Source organism: Stackebrandtia nassauensis DSM 44728 (assembly GCF_000024545.1).
Lineage (GTDB): Bacteria > Actinomycetota > Actinomycetes > Mycobacteriales > Micromonosporaceae > Stackebrandtia > Stackebrandtia nassauensis.
The window spans coordinates 1299730-1317279 of the sequence record NC_013947.1 but is presented as its reverse complement, the minus strand read 5'-3'; the positions used below and the strand labels follow the sequence as shown (position 1 = coordinate 1317279).

The window sequence follows — 17550 nt, the reverse complement described above, 5'->3', positions numbered from 1 at the left end:
CACCGATCCGGGAGGAACACCATGAGCAGGTTCACAGGCAAGAAGGCCGTCGTCACCGGCGGGACCCACGGCATGGGGCTGGGCATCGTCCGGGCGCTGGCCGCGGGCGGCGCCGAGGTGGTGCTGACCGGCCGCGACGAACGCAAGGTCGAGCAGGCCCGCGACCAGCTGAACATCCCGGGCGTCCACGTGGTCCGCTCCGACGCGACCAGTGCCGCCGACATCGACGCGCTGGGCGGCTTCGTCGCCGAGACCCTCGGGCGCGTCGACGCCGTGTTCGTCAACCACGGTGTCGCCGAGTTCCAGACCCTCGGCGAGCTGACCGCCGACTCCTTCGACAAGCAGTTCGCCGTCAACACCAAGGGCGCGGTGTTCACCGTGAAGCGGCTGGCGCCGCTGCTGCGCGACGGCGGCTCGGTCACGTTCACGACCGTCGCCAACGACCGGATCTTCCCCGGTCTGAGCGGCTACTCCGGTTCCAAGGAGGCGCTGCACGCGATCGCGAAGGTGCTGGCCGCCGAGTTCCTGCCCCGGCGGATCCGGGTGAACTCGGTGGCTCCCGGCTACATCAAGACTCCGTCCATGGGCGTGCCCGGGCTGTCCGACGCCGAACGCGCGGCCTTCGAGGCCGAGGGCGACCAGACCCCGCTGGGGCGGCTCGGCTCGATCGAGGAGGTCGCCGCGGCGGCGCTGTTCCTGGGTTTCGACGCCACCTACACCACCGCGGCCGAGCTGGCCGTGGACGGCGGGTTCGCGCAGGGCATCGCCTGAACCGTCCCCATCCCCCACTTGAGACATAAATCGAAAGGTTGTGCCATGTCCGCCAACGAGAAGGCGAGCCCGAGACAGTGGCTCGGACTGTCGGTGCTGTTGCTGCCGACGATGCTGTTGTTCCTGGCGATGACGGTGCTGTTCCTGGCGACGCCGTACATCACCGCCGACCTGAAACCCAGCGGTCCACAGGTGCTGTGGATAAACGACATCTACGGCTTCATCATGGCCGGGTTCCTCGTCACCATGGGGACGCTCGGCGACAAGTTCGGCCGTCGCCGGATCCTGTTGTCCGGAGCGGCGCTGTTCGGTGCCGCCTCGATCCTGTCGGCCTACGCCCCCAACCCGGACGTGCTCATCGTCGGGCGCGCCCTCATGGGACTGGGTGCCGCCGCGCTGGTTCCGGCCACGCTCGCGTTGATCACCAACACCTTCACCAACGCGCGGCAGCGGTCTGTCGCCATCGGGCTGTGGGCCGCGTCGGTCTCGGCCGGGGTGGCGATCGGGCCGCTGGTGGGCGGGCTGCTGCTGGAGTCGCTGTGGTGGGGCGCCTCGCTGCTGATCGGGGTGCCGGTCATGGCGCTGGTGCTGGTGACGGTGCCGCTGTTGATCCCGGAGTACAAGGCCCCCAACGCCGGGCGGCTCGACCCGTTGAGCGTCGTGCTGTCGCTGGCGGCGCTGCTGCCGTTCGTCTACGGCGTCAAGGCGCTGGCCGAGACCGGCCTCGACGCGATCACGGCGGTGACGCTGGTGGCCGGTATCGGTTTGGGCGCGGTGTTCGTCCGCCGTCAGCTGCGGCTGCCGGAACCGCTGATCGACATGCGGCTGTTCCGCAACCGCACCTTCGGTGGCGCGCTGGCCGTCTACATGTTCGCGACCGTGGCCCTCGGCGGGGTGTACCTGCTGTTCACGCAGTACCTGCAACTGGTGGCCGACCAGTCGCCGCTGGCGGCGGGACTGTGGATCCTGCCCGCGGCCATCGCGCTGGTGGTGGTGTCGATCGTGGCCCCGATCCTGGCCCGTCGGGTGCGTCCGGCGTACCTCATCGCGGCCGGGCTGCTCGCCTCGGCGATCGGCTACGTCGTGCTGACGCAGGTGGACAGCACCGCCGGACTGCCGCTGCTCATCACCGGGTTCTACATCCTGTACCCGGGAATCGCCCCGGCGATGGCGCTGATCCCGGACCTGGTCATCAGCTCGGCCCCGCCGGAGAAGGCCGGTGCGGCCTCGGCGGTCGAGGGCACGATCAGCGACCTGGGTGTCGCGTTGGGCGTGGCGATCCTGGGCAGCGTCGGCACGACGGCATACCGGTCCCATATGGACACCGTCGAGGTTCCCGGCGAGGCCGCCGCCGAGTCCGCCGAAACCCTGCCGGGGGCGCTGGACGCGGCACAGAAGCTGCCCGACGAGGTCGGCGGCACGCTGGTCGACGCCGCGAAGACGGCGTTCACCGAGGGGCTGAACCTGGCGGCACTGGTGGCCGCGGTGCTGACGGTCATCGGCGCGGTCGTCGCCGTGACGGTGCTGCGGCGGGGCGAACCCGCCGAGGCGGCCGACGAGACCGAAACGGACCCCGACACGGAACTGGCCGAGGTGGCCTGACGCCGACATGGCCAGTGGCGGGTACCGGAACCGGTACCCGCCCCTGGCGGCGCTTGTGGACGATCGTCGCGGCTCAGGCGTCGTAGTCGACGGCGACCTCGTCGGTGGTGGGTGTGGACTGACAGGTCAGCACATAGCCGTTGTCCACGTCGGACTGCTCCAGGGCGTAGTTGCGGGCCATGTGGACGTCGCCGTCCAGCAGCTTGGCCCGGCAGGTCGCGCACACGCCGCCCTTGCACGCGTACGGGAGTTCGGGCCGCACCCGCAGCGCCGCGTCCAGCACCCGTTCGTCGCGGCGCATCGTGACCGTCGAGGCGCGGCCGTCGAGCGTCACGGTGAGGGCGGTCTCGCCCTCGACGGGGGCCTGCTCGGGTTCGTCGGGGATCTCCTCGGCGTAGAACAGTTCGTGGTGGATGTGGTCGTCGGTGACCCCGGCCTCGGACAGCACCTTCTGGGCGCCGATGACCATGCCGTACGGGCCGCACAGGAACCAGTCGTCCACGGTGTCGATGGGCAACAGGCTGGCGAAGATGCGGCCCAGCCGGTCCTCGTCGAGGCGTCCGGACAGCAGTTCGGCGGCCTGCGGTTCCCGCGACAGCACGTGGATGAGCTGGAACCGGTCCGGGAATCGGTCCTTGAGGTCGGCGATGGCGTCGGCGAACATGACGGTGGCCGCCGAACGGTTGCCGTACACGAGCGTGACCCGGCTTTCCGGCTCGGTCTCCAGCGCGGACGCCGCGATCGACATGACCGGGGTGATGCCGCTGCCCGCGACGATCCCGGCGTAGTGGCGGGACCGGGCGGGGTCGAGCTGGGTGGTGAAGGTGCCCAACGGCGGCAGCAGTTCCACCACGTCGCCGGGGCGCATGCTGGTGGTCGCGTAGCCGGAGAACGAGCCCTTGGCGATCTTCTTGATGCCGACCCGGACGACGCCGGACGAGCGCAGGTGACTGGGGGTGGAGCAGATCGAGTAGGAGCGGCGCACCTCCTCGCCGTCGTCGAAACGACGCAGCGTCAGGTGCTGGCCCGGGGTGAAGTCGAAGGTCTCGCGCAGGTCCTCGGGGACCTCGAAGGCGACGGTCACGGCCTCGTCGGTCAGCCGTTCCACGTCGGCGACCCGCAGCTTGTGCCACTGTGGCCGTCGTCGCTTGGGCCGTGACAACACCACGCTCATGCGCGCTCCTGGATCTTCTCGCCGGTATGCCTAGTCGATCTAACACCTTCACGGTGCTGAAAATGCTTCCAGGGCACCATGTTTTCAACCACAACTTAAATGGGACTTGAAGTATTCGAAGGGCTCCGCGCAGCCCCGGCACCGCCACAGCGCCAGGCAGGCGGTGGGCCCGAACCGGCTCAGCTGTTCCACATCCGTTGACTCGCAACGGGGACAGCGCGGCGCGGGTGGCGGCAGCAACGGCAGGTTCCGCACGCCGGTCTCGGGCATCGCGCCCGGCGGCGCGATGCCCGCCCTTTCGAGTTTCTCGCGCCCCGAGTCGGTGATCCAGTCGCTGGACCAGGCGGGGGCGAAGACGGTGTGGATGTCGATCTCGGCCCAGCCCTCGTCGCGCAGCGCCGTCGCGATGTCGGCGCGGATGGTCTCCAGCGCCGGGCAGGCGGTGTAGGTGGGCGTGATCGTGACGACGGCGCGCTGCCCCTCGGCGTGGGCGTCGCGCAGGATGCCCAGCTCGTCGATGGTCAGCTGCGGCAGCTCCGGGTCCAGGACGCCACCGGCGATGTCACGGACGTTCACCACGTCGCCCCCGGGTGTGAGCGATGCAGGTGCTGCATCTCGGCCAGCAGATAACCCAGGTGTTCGCTGTGCAGACCATCGCGGCCGCCGCCGGGCCGGAAAGCCGGATCCGGGTCGGGACGGGTCAGCGTCGCCTTGTCCAGCACCGGGACGACGCGGTCCAGCCACGCCTGGCGTCCGGACTCGCCGGTCAGCTCGAAGGTGTAGGGCCACTGCTCGTCGACGGCCCGCTGTGCCCGCGCGTGCGACTCCTCGGTGCCGTCACCGAGCCGGATCGTCCACTGTGCTGCATGGTCGAGGTGGTAGGCGGTCTCCTTGACGGCCTTCGCCGCGATCGCCGCCAGCGTCGCGTCCTCCCCCTGGCTCAGCCGCGTGTACCGCTCCCAAAGCCGCGCCGACAGGAACAGCAGCCGCACGATCGTGGTGGCGAAGTCGCCGCGCGGCAGCTCCACCAGCAGCACGTTGCGGAACTGCCGGTCGTCGCGCAGGAACGCCAGCGCGTCCTCGTCGCGTCCGGCGCCCTCCAGGTGTCCCGCGTGGGTCAGCAGTGCCCGCGCCTGTCCCAGCAGGTCCAGGGCGATGTTGGACAGTGCGATGTCCTCCTCGAGGTCGTGCGCCCGCGAGGTCCACTCCGCCAGCCGCTGCGCCGCGATCAGGACGTCGTCGCCCAGCCCCAGCACCGTGTCGAAGTCGCTCAAATGTGTTCAGCCCCTTCGGGCATCTCGTAGAAGGTCGGGTGCCGGTAGATCTTGTCGGCGGCGGGCGCGAAGAACGCGTCCTTCTCCTCCGGCGAGGAAGCGGTGATCGCCGACGACGGCACCACCCAGATCGACACGCCCTCCTCGCGCCGGGTGTACAGCTCGCGGGCGTTGCGCAGCGCCATGTCCGCGTCCGGCGCGTGCAGCGAACCGACGTGGCCGTGCGACAACCCCCGTCGCGGCCGGACGAACACTTCCCACAGTGGATTATCACTCATGCCGCCACCTCCTGTTGTTTGCGCGCGTAGGCCGCCGCGGCCTTGCGGACCCACTCGCCGTCGCGCACCGCGGCGGTGCGGTTGGCCATCCGCTGCCGGTTGCAGGGCCCGTCGCCCTTGACGACCCGCATGAGCTCGTCGTAGTCGGGCTGGGTGTAGTCGTAGTGGCCGCGCTCGGCGTTCCAGCGCAGCTCCGGATCGGGCAGCTCCAGGCCCAGCACCCCGGCCTGCTGCACCGTCATGTCGACGAAGCGCTGCCGCAGCTCGTCGTTGGAGTAGCGCTTGATCTTCCACTCCATCGACTGCTGCGAATGCGTCGAGTCCGCGTCCGGCGGGCCGAACATGGCCAGACTCGGGTACCACCAACGGTTCACCGCGTCCTGCGCCATCTCCCGCTGCGCGGCGGTACCGCGCGCCAGCACGTACAGCGACTGGAAGCCCTGCCGCTGGTGGAACGACTCCTCCTTGCAGACCCGGATCATCGCGCGCGCGTACGGGCCGTACGAGCACCGGCACAGCGGCACCTGGTTGACGATCGCGGCACCGTCGACGAGCCAGCCGATCGCGCCGACGTCCGCCCAGGTCAGCGTCGGGTAGTTGAAGATCGACGAGTACTTCTGCCTGCCGTTGAGCAGCTGCTCGTACAGCTCGTCCCGGTCGACGCCGAGCGTCTCGGCGGCCGCGTACAGGTACAGTCCGTGCCCGGCTTCGTCCTGCACCTTGGCCAGCAGGATCGCCTTGCGGGACAGGCTCGGCGCCCGGGAGATCCAGTTCCCCTCCGGCTGCATGCCGATGATCTCCGAGTGCGCGTGCTGGGCCATCTGCCGGATCAGCGTCTTGCGGTACGCCTCGGGCATGGCGTCGCGCGGCTCGATCTTCTTGTCCGCGGCGATGATCGCCTCGAACTCCGACTCTTCAGCGTCACGACGAGCGGCCTCGGCCAGCGCGGTCTCGGCGTCGCTGACCTCGTCGAGCAAGGTCCGGGCGCCGGGCTGCCGCGGCGGTAGTTCGGTGTTCACACCAACAGTGTTACAGATGCCCGACACTTTGACCATTTGGTGTCACACCGAACCGGTGTCGCTCACAGTTCACGCGCGTCGGTTTGTGAATTCGCCGCACACCCGTCACCATGAAGGTGTCGCCTGGAAGGAGCACCCCATGTCACTGGGCCGGAAACTGCAACACTTCCTGCGCAGTCCGCAAGGCCAGAAGGCCGTCCACAGGGTCAAGCGCGAACTGGCCAAGCCGCACAACCAGCACAAGCTCAAGCGGCTGATCGCCAAGCTCAGCGGCCGCCGGTACCGCTAACGCCGCGACCCCCGATAGACGAGCCCGCGCAACAACGCGTCGGCCGGTCCCGGCCTCCCCGCCGCGGCGAGCCGTCCGGCCAACAGCACGGCCACCAGCCACACGCCGAAGGCCACCGCCATGGCCCCGGCCCGATGGGTGTGCGCGCCCAGGTTCAACAGCGCCGGGTGCAGGATCACCGCGACCCCCACCGACGCGAACAGGTACACGCTCAACGACCGCTGCCCGGCCGCCGCCAGCGTCCGGGTCACCGGCCCGGGCCGCCGCTGCAACCGCGCCCCCAACAATCCGAACGCCGCCGCGTACCCCACGCCCCCGGCCACCCCGGTCAGGATCTGCGCCGCGAACAGCAAGCCGTGCGTCGAACCCGAGACGTCCAGCACCCCGGCCCCGACCAGGGCCAACGGCAGCGCACCCAGCACCGACACCGAGATCCCACACCCCGCCAGCCACCTCAGCGTCCGCCGGTGCGCGGCGGGATCGTCCAGCAACCCGCGCTTCCCGAACCAGATCCCCAACACCACCAACAGGAACATCGGAAACAGCAGCGTGTTCAACAGCGGCGCGAACGGCGCCGCGGCCAACCGCTCGATCCAGTCCTGCACCGAGGTGTAACCCGGCAGCCCCGAGGCCTTCTCCGCACTGGCCGCCGCCCCGGTCACGATCGCACCGGCGGCAAGCGTCACGACGACCCCGTAATAAACACATAGGACGATCGCGGCGACCCGCACCGCCGTCATCCCCCGAAACAGCAACCAGGCCAACACCAGTCCCCCAACCCCGTAAGCGGCCAGGATCTCCCCGGAGAACACCAGGGTGGCGTGCACGAACCCGAACAGCAGCAACCACAGGCTCCGACGCCGCAACAACCGCCGCACATCCCGTTCGGGCGTCCCGGCCTTCAACTGCCGCGACACCAACATCACCAGCCCGGCCCCGAACATGATCCCGAACAACGGAAACGCCCGGTTCTCCAAGAACAGCGTCGCCAGGAAACTCATCACCTGATCCGCGACCCCACCGCCGGGCTTCTGCCCATACCCGCCGACGTTCTTGTGCTCCAGGTGCATCGGCGCGTAGGCCATCGCGATCAGCAACAACATGAATCCGCGCGCCAGGTCCGGGCTGAGCCGCCGCTGGGACGGCTTGGTGGCGTTCCGAAACGGTCCGGGCGCTGGGCTGGACGAAACTGTCACGACGATCGTGTCTCCTCAGTGGCGGTTTCGTCCAGCCTGTCCGTCCCCCACTCCCACCCGGTACTGCCGATCGGCCAATCCGACTGGCCGACAGTCCAAGCCCCCGGCTATAGGCTCGTCACACCAACCCGGCCCAGCCGACAGGAGCGCTTCTGCGGCGGCTTCGCCGACCGCACCGACCCCGAGGCGGTGGTGATCCGCCCCGGATACCTCGACGGCAGTTGGACCAAGACGTCGTGGACCGACCAGGGTGTGCGCGACAAGGTCGGCGCCACCCACCTGCCGCTTCCCGAACTGCTGCAAGCGTTCCTGGCGGCGGGCCTGCGGTTCGAGAGCTTCGGCGAAGGCGCCGAACCGACACCGGTCGTCTTCGCCGTCACCGCCCGCAAGCCCCGCTGACCTGCGGATTCAAGGTTTGTTCAAGGTCTGCCGGACACGATGGTGCCACGATCGTCCTGGTCGTAACCACGGCCGACCAGACCAACTGGACACAGAGGGTGAGACATGGGAGAACCCACGGCACCGGGGGGAGCCACACTGGACATCAGCAAGACCCAGATCGAGACGGTGGCGGGCTCGGCCGACGAGATCTCCGGAATGGTCAGCGGGACCACCGCGACGGTGAAGACGTCCGCCGACAACGCCTCGGCCGCCGTGCCCGGTTGGGAATGCGCCGCCTACATCAACAGCGTCGCGATCCAATGGCGCGGCAAGGTCGAGGCCCTGACGATCGGCGCGGACGGAATCGGCGAGTTCGCGGGCTCACTGCGACAGTTCGTCGCCGACGTGACCGCGACGGACAAGAAGAACGCCACCGGCCTGGAGACCGACGCGGGCGTGTACGCCGAATTCGGCGACGAGTACACGCCCAGCGCGCCACCGGACGTGATGCACCGGCTGACCCACGGCACCCCGATGCCCGGAGGCCGCTGAACCATGGTGTTCTACGAGGATGTGATGCGCTTCGATCCCGAGTCGATGCGCACGTACGCCCGCGGCTGGGACGGTGTGAGCACCGTGCTCACCGACGCGGACGACCGGGTCAACCGCGAGCTCGTCGCCGGTCTCGACGACCGGGCCCTCCAGGGGCATTCGATAGACGCCGCGACGACACGAGCCGGACAGTTCCGCGAACACCTCTCGGCGGGCAGCCGGGAGGCCGAGGACCTCCGCGACGCGGCGAAGGACTTCGCCGACAACATCGAGTCGATCCAGCGCCAGCTGCGCAACGTCGCCAAGGCCGTCGCCGAAGCGGGCAACCTGGAGCTGACGGCGACCGGAACCGTCGTCTACCACCGTCCGACGGTGCCCAACGACGGACCGGCGAGCCAGGACGAGGCCGAGGCGGTCGACGACGAACTCGCCAAGGCGAAACAGGCACTGGGCGAGCAGCTGGCGGGCGACATCCAGGAACTCGTGCGACAGGCGAGCGCCTGCGACGCCGACTTCGTCATGCGGCTGCGGCTGGTCGCGGAACTGCGCGACTCCGCCGACCAGGCCGCCGACGTCAGCTTCAACGGCGACGCGGACTCCGACATCGACGCCGCCCGCCGCGCGGCGATACCCGACGACCTCGGCACCGACCCCGAGCGCAGCGCCGCCTGGTGGAGCGGGCTGTCGCCCGAGGCCCAGCAGTGGTACATCGACCACGAGTACCGCCGCATCGGCAATGTGGACGGTCTTCCCGTCGAGGCCAGGGACGCCGCCAACCGGCACTCCCTGCAGGACGACATCGACTCCGGCAACAACACCAAGGAAGCCCAGGACCTGAAGGACGCGCTGGGCAAGGAACCAGGGCCGCGATACCTGCTGGTGTACGACAACCCGCGCGACGGTTCGGTCGAGGACGCCCGGGTCGCGGTGTCCATCGGCAACCCCGACGAGGCCGACCACACCGGGATCTACGTTCCCGGCACCGGAACCAATATGTCCGCCGTACCCGGCCGCGAACTGGACCGCACCGGTGCACTGTGGTCAGCAGCGTCCGACATGGCCGGACCGAACCAGAAGGTCGCCACCATCATGTGGCTCGACTACAACACGCCGAACGACTTCGGGGGGGCCAGTCTCGACGAGATGGCGTCTAACGGCGGCGAACGGCTGGACAACTTCGTCAACGGCATCAACGCCTCCCACGGCGATTCCCCGTCCCACGTCACCGCTCTCGGCCACTCCTACGGCAGCACCGTCGTCGCCCAGGCCGATGTCCAGGACGACGGGCTCGCGGTGGACGACATGGTGCTGATCGGCAGTCCGGGTCTCGGCCCCGAATCGGGAACCCCGGGCGACATCAACCCAATGTTCGACTACGCCTTCTCCGACACCATCGACGACGTCTCCGATCTGCAGATCAACGGTGGACACGTCTGGGCGATGGCGGCACCCGACGACGAGGTCTCCTATCTGGAGTTCCACGGCGACGACCCCGCCGACGAGGGCTTCGGTGCCCAACGCCTGGGCACCGACACCTCGGGACACAGCGGCTACTGGGAGGACGAGAACGGCAATACGAGCGGAACCTCGAACGCCAAACCATCCGAGAGCCTCAACAACCAGGCCAGGGTCATCACCGGACAGTACGACGACGTCACCCGCGCCAAGCCACGCCTCGATATCCCAATTCCATAATAGATACTAAGAAGATGGACTCTACGGATTATTCGGCGTCCAAACGTTCCCCAAAGGTCCGCAAACCCTCTGCGTCGGTCACGATGGTGCGGCGATAGCCGGTGGACACCAGTCCCGCGTCCCTCAACCTGCGCAGAGCACGCTGCAGTGTGACGTCCGAAACTCCGATGAGGGTGGACATTTCAGTTTGGGTGAGCTCCACACCGATCTCAATGCCCTCCCGGCTGCGCACCCCGTACGCCATCGCCATTTCGGACAGAATCCGCGCCAGCCTGCTGGCAACCGGATAGGTCGCCGCGTCGACACGGCGATCATTCGCCCAGCGAAGCCGATCGGCGACGATCCCCGCCAGCTGCATCGTAACGGCGGGACGGGTGGACAGGAAGTCCCGCAATGTGGAGCGCCCGATCACGGAAACGAGTCCCGGTCCGCAAGCCGTCGCCGTCGCTGTCCGGGGGCGGTCATTCAGAACCGACGCCTCGCCGATCATGTCCCCGGGCAATCTGATGGACAGCAACGTCTCCCGTCCCGACACCGTGGGCACCGCGATCTTGATGAACGAGCGAAGAATGAGGATGGCGTTGTGCCCACGCTCCCCCACTCGCAGCAAGACGGTCCCGGCGTCCACTCGCCGTCTCGTTCCCAAGTCCAGCAAGTCTTCCCGATCGTCCGACGATAGTCGCCGCAGTAACGTACCGTGCGGCCAGATTGTTCCGTCCAATCTCGAATCACGCATTAGATATGTATATATTCAGTTACGCGCTCATTGCAATAGGTCCGGCCACTTCGAGACCACGGTGAGGGCGGCGATGGCCGACGCGCCCAGCCAGGGCATTCCGGCCAGAACATGCCGGTGCTTGATCTTCGCGATTTCAGCGAGCAGTACCGCCAGTTGCCAGGCATCCTGTTGAAGTCGCCGCGCGTCCATGCCATCACATGTGGCGGGGTACGCCGAGACGGAGACGAACCCGAAACGGTTCGCCACCACCAGGCCATCGGTTCGCGGCCGCAGAGCTACCGCGAACCGGACACAGGAGACCGTGGCGAAGCACACGAACATCGCGGCACAGATCATCACCGGTGGACTCGCGTGCGGATTCCAGTTCGCGACGATCGACGCAGCCAGGGAACCCTGCAGCGTCAGCAGGATTGTCGCCTTGGTGTCCGCGTGTCGGATTGTGTCCTGAAACGACGACACCGTGGTCAATGTGACGGATAGCTGCTCGACGGGTGACAGTCCATTCATATGGCCATGACACCGGTTGTCACCGGTTGTCACCACGTCAATTGACGGGTTCCCGGTGAATCCGTCATTTGACGTGGTCTTGAGCCGCCGCGCTGAGTACACCAGAGATCTGGCAACACCACGAATGGAAGGTTCTCGCCATGCGCCCACTCGACACCATGATGCGCCGATTGATGTTCAGCGCCGACATGCAGACCTACAGCGCCAAGGACCACGTCGCCCAGTACGAGGCCCAACAGCAGTTCAGCCACGCCCTCACCGAGGCCGCTACCGAAGCTGGGCTGTCCGACGCCGACTGGATCTCTCAGAGTTCCGGCGACGGCCGTCTGGCGATACTTCCGGCCGACACCAGCGAGACAGCGGTGGTGGGAACCTTCGCTCACCATCTCGACAATTCGCTGCGTGCCTACAACCGCCACCGCGCAGAAGCCGCGAAGGTACGTATCCGCATGGCTGTTCATGAGGGTGTCGTTCACGTCGGCGACAACGGTTTCGTCAGTCAGGCCGTTAACACCGTCAGCCACCTGTGCGACAGCCGCGCGTTGCGAGACGCGTTGAGCGCCTTTCCGGATGCCGGGCTCGCCTTGCTGGTCTCCGAACGCATCTACCACGATGTCATCGCCCATCAGTATCAAGGCATCCGAAGGGATCGGTTCCGCGAGGTACGGGTCCCCACCAAGCACGGTGTGGCGATGAACGCCTGGATCTGTGTCCTCAATGAGGACATCAATCAAGTTGAGCCGCCCGAGCCCACAGCCGATCCGGAACCGAGCGGCCCTCAGGCTCCTCCGCCGACGGCCGTGACGCCGAAGGACGGTACCTGGAACTTCGGCGACATACACGCCACCGGTGCGACCGCCTTCGGTCCCAACGCATCGGCGCACCAATACGGAGCCGGACATGACCGCTGAAGACGAAGGCCCCAAAAACCCGAAGCCGCAAACTCCCCTTGAAGCGGCGAAACCAGTTGAAGCCGCCAACCCAGCGGATGCCAAACCCGAAGCGGCGGAAGAAAAACCAGCGTCCGACGCTAAACCCGAGACGGCGGATAAACCGACGCCAGCCAGTACGGCCAAACCACCGCAGGCCGATGAATACGACGTGGTGCCTGACCAAGCCGAACGAACTCCCCCACCGGACTTTCTGCGAGCAGGGGGCGCCCATTTCGAGTTCGACCGCGTTTTCACCAGCGGTTCGGCGGCATTCGGACCAAACGCGCAAGCCGTGACGATCAATGTGGAGAGCACGAAGAGCAACATCTGGACTCACATCGTCGACACCGGAACCATCCGCTCGCTCATCGAATGCTATGAACCGACGACAATCGATGCGACGCTGGCTCGACTGCTAGACCGTGAAGGCTTGGTGTGTCTCAAAGGTGAACCGAACACCGGCCGAAAGACCACCGCGCTGGTGGCGTTGGCGAATCGGCACGGCACCGGTCAAGTCAGGCGAATCGACATCGACCTCACGGTGGAACTAAATGAGATCACCGAGGAAACCATCACCGCCGAATGTGGATATCTGCTCGCAGCGCCGGAGCGGTCGTTCCGATTGAATGATTTCGGTCCCCTAGCGGCCATCGCGAAGAACAAGCGCGCGAGCATAGTGATAGTCACCGAAGCAAAACGGACCCCTAGTAACTTCACGGTCGAACACGAGATGCCAGACCTCGCCGAAGTGTTTCGTAAACACTTGGGTGATCAGGCGGCCAGGCAGAGTCGTTGCGATGTGGAATGCCTGAACTCCGCTTCTCGATGCGGTTCCAGGTGCTATCTGGACGTACGAAGTTTGTGCGAGGAGAGCGATGGCCTCGCCGCAGCCTTGGATCAGCTGGCCTCGCCCCGGCAGGCGTTCGACCTCGCCGATGAGATTGCCAAAGTTCGGCCGAACAGTCATGAAGAACTCGACAGGATCCTCGGGGACCGGTTTCGATACAAACTGGAATTGGCCCGTAGGCATCTGGCGATTCCGGGCACCCCTGACCCGACGGAACGTGATCGCGCCGGCCAACGTCAGGCCTATTTGGTCGCGTACGCCGCCTTTCACGGAGAATCGCTGACGTTGGTGTCTTATGCGGCCGGAAAGTTGCGCGACATCAACGGTTCGGGAACGAGCACTGGGTTCGGGACCACGTTCAGCAGTCTTGTGCCTGAGGAGCTTCGTCCGGAGGGCAGTATCGGTCCAGGCGACCAAGCTCAGTTCAAGGACGAGGCTATGGTGCGAGCGTTTCTCGAAGTCATGTGGAACGAGTACCCCGACAGCCAACAACACTTGCTGAACTGGCTCGATTTGCTCGTCACCGACCGGCGAGCTCACGTAAGGGCAAGGGCTGCCCACACCGCGGGGTTCTTCGCTGGGTTGGCCCCCGAATCGGTGCTGGCGGAACTGATCGACGTATGGGCTGGCAACCGCCTCGCCAACAGTCGGCAGGCAGCCGCGCTGACGTGTGCTTCAGTGATCGACGATCCGAGAGTCGAACCAAGCCTACGGCGGCACTTGCAGAACTGGGTAAGTCACCACAATGACCGTCGGCTCGACACGGTCGCTCGCGCATATCTCAGCGGCATTGGTTCCCACATCCACCTTGAACAGGCGTTGCGCCACATGCGAATCATCGCGGAACGCGATGCTCAGGCCGAAAGTCCGAGCGTGCCATTGGCCCTGACGGCCCTGGCCGCCGTCCATCCCATCGGCCCCATCGTCACCATGTTGCGAGAGTGGACAACAGGACGAAGTGTTCGACTGTGGACACATGCCGCACGCGCGTTGACCGAACTGGCTGATGCCTATCCGTCTGACGGCGCCAGCCGTCGGCAACTCCTGCTGAGCTGGATGGGCAACGACCCGCAGCGCCACGAAATTCTCGCGGTCCTGTGGCGTCACGCATTGCTCCTGCCGGATACCGCGCACCGTGCCTGGTGGGTGCTTGGCGGGTGGGTCAGTCAGGCGAGCTTTGATGACGGCATTGCCGATCCGGTCGTCATCCTGATCAGTCAGATCTGTCGTGATTCGGTGTTCCAGCGGCGGCTCGAATTCCACCTTCAGCGGATGTGGCGGATCGCCATTCCCGAGAGTTCCGTGATTTCCAGGCTCGACGCCATCGCGAAAGGCCAGACTCATGCGTCTGTTTCCCAAATACCTTAAGAAACTGTCGTCCCGGATGCGGATCGAGTTCGACAGTTCCGACGTCCGAAAGACAGCAACGGAACGAACCGAACTACCCGTACCGTTGTACGTTGCCGCAATCGGTGGCGTCTTCGACTTCACGGTTGATTGCACGCTGGTGTGGAAATCGCGGGACTACACGGCGCGTCGGCTGCGCATCGAGATACCAAAATGTGAAGAACGTGCCATCGAAGACATCGAATACCGGGTCCTCGAAATGGGTCACCGCTTCCATGCCGAACAATCAGAGGCGCTGGAGGCGGCTTTGACTCGAGAGTTCCGCAGCAGTGCGGGCACGTTCACTTCTCGACGAGGACGTATCCAGTGTCTGCCGCATGTGCGCGTGAACATCGATCCGGACGTCCGGCAGACTTTGCGGCCCAATCACTTGCGACGCCTTCAACTCGACGGCGAGCACACGAACAACATGCGGCGCGCCGATCTCGTCGACACATTGTCGCGACGTTGGTCCGATCTGCTCGGCAACATCAAGGACGAACCGCTGATCGCGCACGCCGCCGCATTGACGGACGAGGAATTCGCGGACGTGATCAAAGAGATGAACGCCCGTCGGCAACTCCACAGCTACGAACTGCTGGACTTGCTTCGGGAGGCGAACGAACGCGCCGGCGACCTGAAGATGGGCGCCTTCGAGTGGGCGCAGGCTTTCGACCGGGCGCTCAAACAGCAACCTGGTGCCGAATCCGTGTTTCAGCAGTCCGACGCCGAATGACCGGACAGTGCCGCCGATACCGGGCTGGTTAGCCCTCGAACAGGAGCGGGCCGCCGACGGCCAGCGGCGGGGCCTCGCCGAGGGCGGCGGCGCGGGCGGCGAACTCGCGCAGGCCGGTCAGCTGACGCTCGCCCAGCGAGAAGTCGAGAGTACGGAAGTAACCGGCGAGGGTGGCCGCGTCGAAGGGCTCCCAGCGGGCGGCAGAAGCGGCGACGATGTCGAGTTCGTCCAGGCACAGCGACACCGAGCGGGTGAGGGCGTCGTGGACGTCCTTGACCTGGCCAGGGTGGGCGGCGGCGAACTCGCGGCGCACCGCCCAGACCGCGAAGACCATCGGCAGGCCGGTCCAGGCTTTCCATTGTTCGCCCAGGTCGGTGACGGTGAGGCCCTGTTCCGGGGCTTCGTAGAGGGCGCGCAGGGCGACGTCGCCGATGACGACGGCGGCGTCGGCCTTGCGGAGCATCTGGGGAACGTCGGGGGCGCAGGAGAAGTAGGTGGCGTCGATGCCGTAGTGGTCGGCCAGCAGCATCCGGGCCAGCAGGACGCCGGTGCGCGACGCCGAACCGAGCGCGACCCGGGCACCGTCCAGTTCGGTCAGTGGGCGTTCGTGGACGATGTTGACCGACAGGACCGGGCCGTCGCTGCCGACCGCCGGTCCGGGCAACAGCAGCAGGTCGTCGGCGTGCCGCAGGTACTCCACGAGGCTGATCGGCGCGATGTCGAGCTCTCCGGCGACCAGCCGGTCGTTGAGCGCGACCGGGGTGTCGCGGGTCAGGTCGACATCGATCAGGGCCCCGGACCGCATCAAGCCCCAGTAGATGGGCAGACAGTTAAGGAACTCGATGTGTCCGACCCGGGGACGCCGAAGACCGCTCATGTTCGCCGAGGCTACGCCACCTCGGTGGCGGGTGTGCGGGTTGTGCGCGCGGTAGTGACGCCGCGCGCCACCCGCAGAACCTGGGGCAGCAGGGCGAGCACCACGACGAGGCCGGCCGCGCCGCACAGCAGCACCATCAGGCGTGGCGACAGGAATTCGACGCCGACGCCGCCGGCGACGTACCCGACGAGGGCGAGGCCCTGTACCCAGCCCTGGAAGGTGGCCTGGGCCTGGCCTCGGGTCTCGGCGGGGACGCGGCGGCCCATGAGGACGCCGTTGATGGTGTTCTCGGCGCCGTTGAGGGAACCCCCGACGATGAAGGCCGGGACCAGCCACCACGCGGAGCCGTAGATGCCGGACATGCCGCCGATGACGACGCAGGTGAGGGCGAGGGAGGCGAACATCCAGATGAGGACGACGCCGTCGTTGTTGTTGCGGCGCAGGGGTCCGGCGATGAGCCAGGCGCCGCCCGCCATGCCCAGGGCCCAGGCGCCGGAGATGATGCCGAACTGGGTTTCGGTGGCGCCGAAGGATTCGCGGACGAAGAACACCTCGACGACGTTGACCGCCGAGACGAGGCCGATGACCAGGGCGATGCCGAGGATCAGCATCCGTACGACGCCGTCGTCGGCCATGCGCCACACCCTTCGGGTGCCGGGCGTGGTGGAGTCCGGGGATGGGACGGTGTGGACGCCGCCGCGGCGGGTCTTGATGGCGAAGGCGGCGGCGACGGTGGCCAGAGCGCAGCCCGCGTTGAGGAACATCGCCGCGTCGGTGCCGAAGCCGCCGACCAGCAGTCCGGCGAGGGCGGGCCCGGCCATGATGCCGATGGTTCCGGCGGTCTGGCTGATGGCGCTGGCCTTGGGCAGGTCGTCGCGGGTGACCATCGCGGGGATCAGGGCGCCCAGTGTGGGTTGCAGGAGCGCGGTGCCGATCGACAGGACGACGACCAGGCCGATGATGGTCACGGTGTCGGCGGTGAAGGCGAGCGCGAGGCTGGCGACGGCCCGGATGAGTCCGGCGGCGATCAGCAGCAGCCGACTGTCGACCCGGTCGGCGAGTCGGCCGGTGACCGGTGCCAGCACCACCATGGGAAGCATGGTGGCGATGGTGAGGGCGGAGACGGCCAGGCCACCGGCGCCGCTGCTCTGCATCAGCAGCAGCAGCGCGGTGACGGCGCCGAACATGCCGGTCTGGGCCAACAGGCGGGCACCGGCGTCGAGGTAGACGTCGCGCCAGCGGGAGGTGGCGACGGTCTGGGGCGGGTCAGCGAGGAGGGCCATGATGTGAAAATA

General features: G+C 67.0%; 19 protein-coding genes. 9 read left to right on the top strand and 10 right to left on the bottom strand.

Annotated elements, in window-relative coordinates:
* The first annotated feature begins 21 nt into the window (after positions 1-21).
* Together SNAS_RS06140 and SNAS_RS06135 are read left to right on the top strand one after the other, a co-directional pair.
* Positions 22-771: an SDR family NAD(P)-dependent oxidoreductase gene (locus tag SNAS_RS06140; RefSeq protein WP_013016525.1), complete on the top strand. Its 750-nt coding sequence runs from the start codon at positions 22-24 to the stop codon at positions 769-771.
* Positions 772-816: 45 nt separating this feature from the next.
* A complete protein-coding gene (locus SNAS_RS06135) occupies positions 817-2373 on the top strand; it encodes an MFS transporter (RefSeq protein ID WP_013016524.1) in 1557 nt (518 codons plus the stop codon).
* Between the two features lie 73 nt (positions 2374-2446).
* On the opposite strand, the gene paaE is transcribed toward SNAS_RS06135, so the two are convergent.
* From paaE to paaA, 5 genes are all read right to left on the bottom strand, one after another.
* Positions 2447-3547, bottom strand: a complete 1101-nt coding sequence (gene paaE, locus SNAS_RS06130; RefSeq protein WP_013016523.1) for a 1,2-phenylacetyl-CoA epoxidase subunit PaaE — start codon at positions 3545-3547, stop codon at positions 2447-2449.
* 84 nt (positions 3548-3631) lie between these two features.
* Positions 3632-4126 (bottom strand): 1,2-phenylacetyl-CoA epoxidase subunit PaaD, encoded by a 495-nt coding sequence (gene paaD / locus SNAS_RS06125; protein ID WP_013016522.1) that lies wholly within the window; start codon positions 4124-4126, stop codon positions 3632-3634.
* Positions 4120-4821 (bottom strand): 1,2-phenylacetyl-CoA epoxidase subunit PaaC, encoded by a 702-nt coding sequence (gene paaC / locus SNAS_RS06120; protein WP_013016521.1) that lies wholly within the window; start codon positions 4819-4821, stop codon positions 4120-4122. The genes paaD and paaC overlap by 7 nt, the downstream gene beginning before the upstream one ends.
* Positions 4818-5099 (bottom strand): 1,2-phenylacetyl-CoA epoxidase subunit PaaB, encoded by a 282-nt coding sequence (paaB, locus tag SNAS_RS06115; protein WP_013016520.1) that lies wholly within the window; start codon positions 5097-5099, stop codon positions 4818-4820. The genes paaC and paaB overlap by 4 nt, the downstream gene beginning before the upstream one ends.
* The gene (gene paaA, locus SNAS_RS06110; protein ID WP_013016519.1) at positions 5096-6154 is read right to left on the bottom strand and encodes a 1,2-phenylacetyl-CoA epoxidase subunit PaaA; all 1059 of its coding nucleotides are present in this window, start codon (positions 6152-6154) and stop codon (positions 5096-5098) included. The genes paaB and paaA overlap by 4 nt, the downstream gene beginning before the upstream one ends.
* Before the next feature lie 103 nt (positions 6155-6257).
* Here paaA and SNAS_RS35655 point away from each other — a divergent pair, with 103 nt between their 5' ends.
* Positions 6258-6407: a hypothetical protein gene (locus SNAS_RS35655; RefSeq protein ID WP_013016518.1), complete on the top strand. Its 150-nt coding sequence runs from the start codon at positions 6258-6260 to the stop codon at positions 6405-6407.
* Here the strand turns inward: SNAS_RS35655 and SNAS_RS06105 are convergent.
* Entirely contained in the window at positions 6404-7603 is a 1200-nt protein-coding gene (locus tag SNAS_RS06105) for a DUF418 domain-containing protein (protein ID WP_013016517.1), read from the bottom strand. The two genes, SNAS_RS35655 and SNAS_RS06105, sit on opposite strands and share 4 nt — an antisense overlap.
* A gap of 18 nt (positions 7604-7621) precedes the next feature.
* Between SNAS_RS06105 and SNAS_RS36130 the strand changes: the two genes are divergently transcribed.
* From SNAS_RS36130 to SNAS_RS06090, 3 genes are all read left to right on the top strand, one after another.
* Positions 7622-8002: a hypothetical protein gene (locus tag SNAS_RS36130; RefSeq protein ID WP_013016516.1), complete on the top strand. Its 381-nt coding sequence runs from the start codon at positions 7622-7624 to the stop codon at positions 8000-8002.
* A 105-nt stretch (positions 8003-8107) separates the two neighbouring features.
* Positions 8108-8536, top strand: coding sequence for a hypothetical protein (locus SNAS_RS06095; protein ID WP_013016515.1), 429 nt, complete (start codon positions 8108-8110; stop codon positions 8534-8536).
* A gap of 3 nt (positions 8537-8539) precedes the next feature.
* Entirely contained in the window at positions 8540-10231 is a 1692-nt protein-coding gene (locus tag SNAS_RS06090; RefSeq protein ID WP_013016514.1) for an alpha/beta hydrolase, read from the top strand.
* A gap of 28 nt (positions 10232-10259) precedes the next feature.
* Here the strand turns inward: SNAS_RS06090 and SNAS_RS06085 are convergent, their stop codons facing one another.
* Positions 10260-10859, bottom strand: a complete 600-nt coding sequence (locus SNAS_RS06085; protein WP_244409117.1) for a Crp/Fnr family transcriptional regulator — start codon at positions 10857-10859, stop codon at positions 10260-10262.
* A 135-nt stretch (positions 10860-10994) separates the two neighbouring features.
* Complete coding sequence (locus tag SNAS_RS06080) at positions 10995-11477, bottom strand: Pycsar system effector family protein (RefSeq protein ID WP_013016512.1); 483 nt, start codon at positions 11475-11477, stop codon at positions 10995-10997.
* Between the two features lie 140 nt (positions 11478-11617).
* On the opposite strand from SNAS_RS06080, the gene SNAS_RS06075 reads away from it, so the two are divergent.
* The 3 genes from SNAS_RS06075 to SNAS_RS35020 are packed head-to-tail and all read left to right on the top strand — an operon-like array spanning position 11618 to position 15378.
* Complete coding sequence (locus tag SNAS_RS06075; protein ID WP_013016511.1) at positions 11618-12388, top strand: nucleotidyl cyclase domain-containing protein; 771 nt, start codon at positions 11618-11620, stop codon at positions 12386-12388.
* Positions 12378-14624: a hypothetical protein gene (locus tag SNAS_RS06070; RefSeq protein ID WP_013016510.1), complete on the top strand. Its 2247-nt coding sequence runs from the start codon at positions 12378-12380 to the stop codon at positions 14622-14624. Before SNAS_RS06075 ends, SNAS_RS06070 begins: the two co-directional genes overlap by 11 nt.
* A complete protein-coding gene (locus SNAS_RS35020; RefSeq protein ID WP_013016509.1) occupies positions 14599-15378 on the top strand; it encodes a hypothetical protein in 780 nt (259 codons plus the stop codon). The genes SNAS_RS06070 and SNAS_RS35020 overlap by 26 nt, the downstream gene beginning before the upstream one ends.
* A 28-nt stretch (positions 15379-15406) precedes the next feature.
* Here SNAS_RS35020 and SNAS_RS06060 read toward each other — a convergent pair whose 3' ends face one another.
* Entirely contained in the window at positions 15407-16255 is an 849-nt protein-coding gene (locus SNAS_RS06060; RefSeq protein WP_013016508.1) for a menaquinone biosynthetic enzyme MqnA/MqnD family protein, read from the bottom strand.
* 11 nt (positions 16256-16266) lie between these two features.
* A complete protein-coding gene (locus SNAS_RS06055) occupies positions 16267-17538 on the bottom strand; it encodes an MFS transporter (RefSeq protein ID WP_013016507.1) in 1272 nt (423 codons plus the stop codon).
* Positions 17539-17550 lie beyond the last annotated feature (12 nt).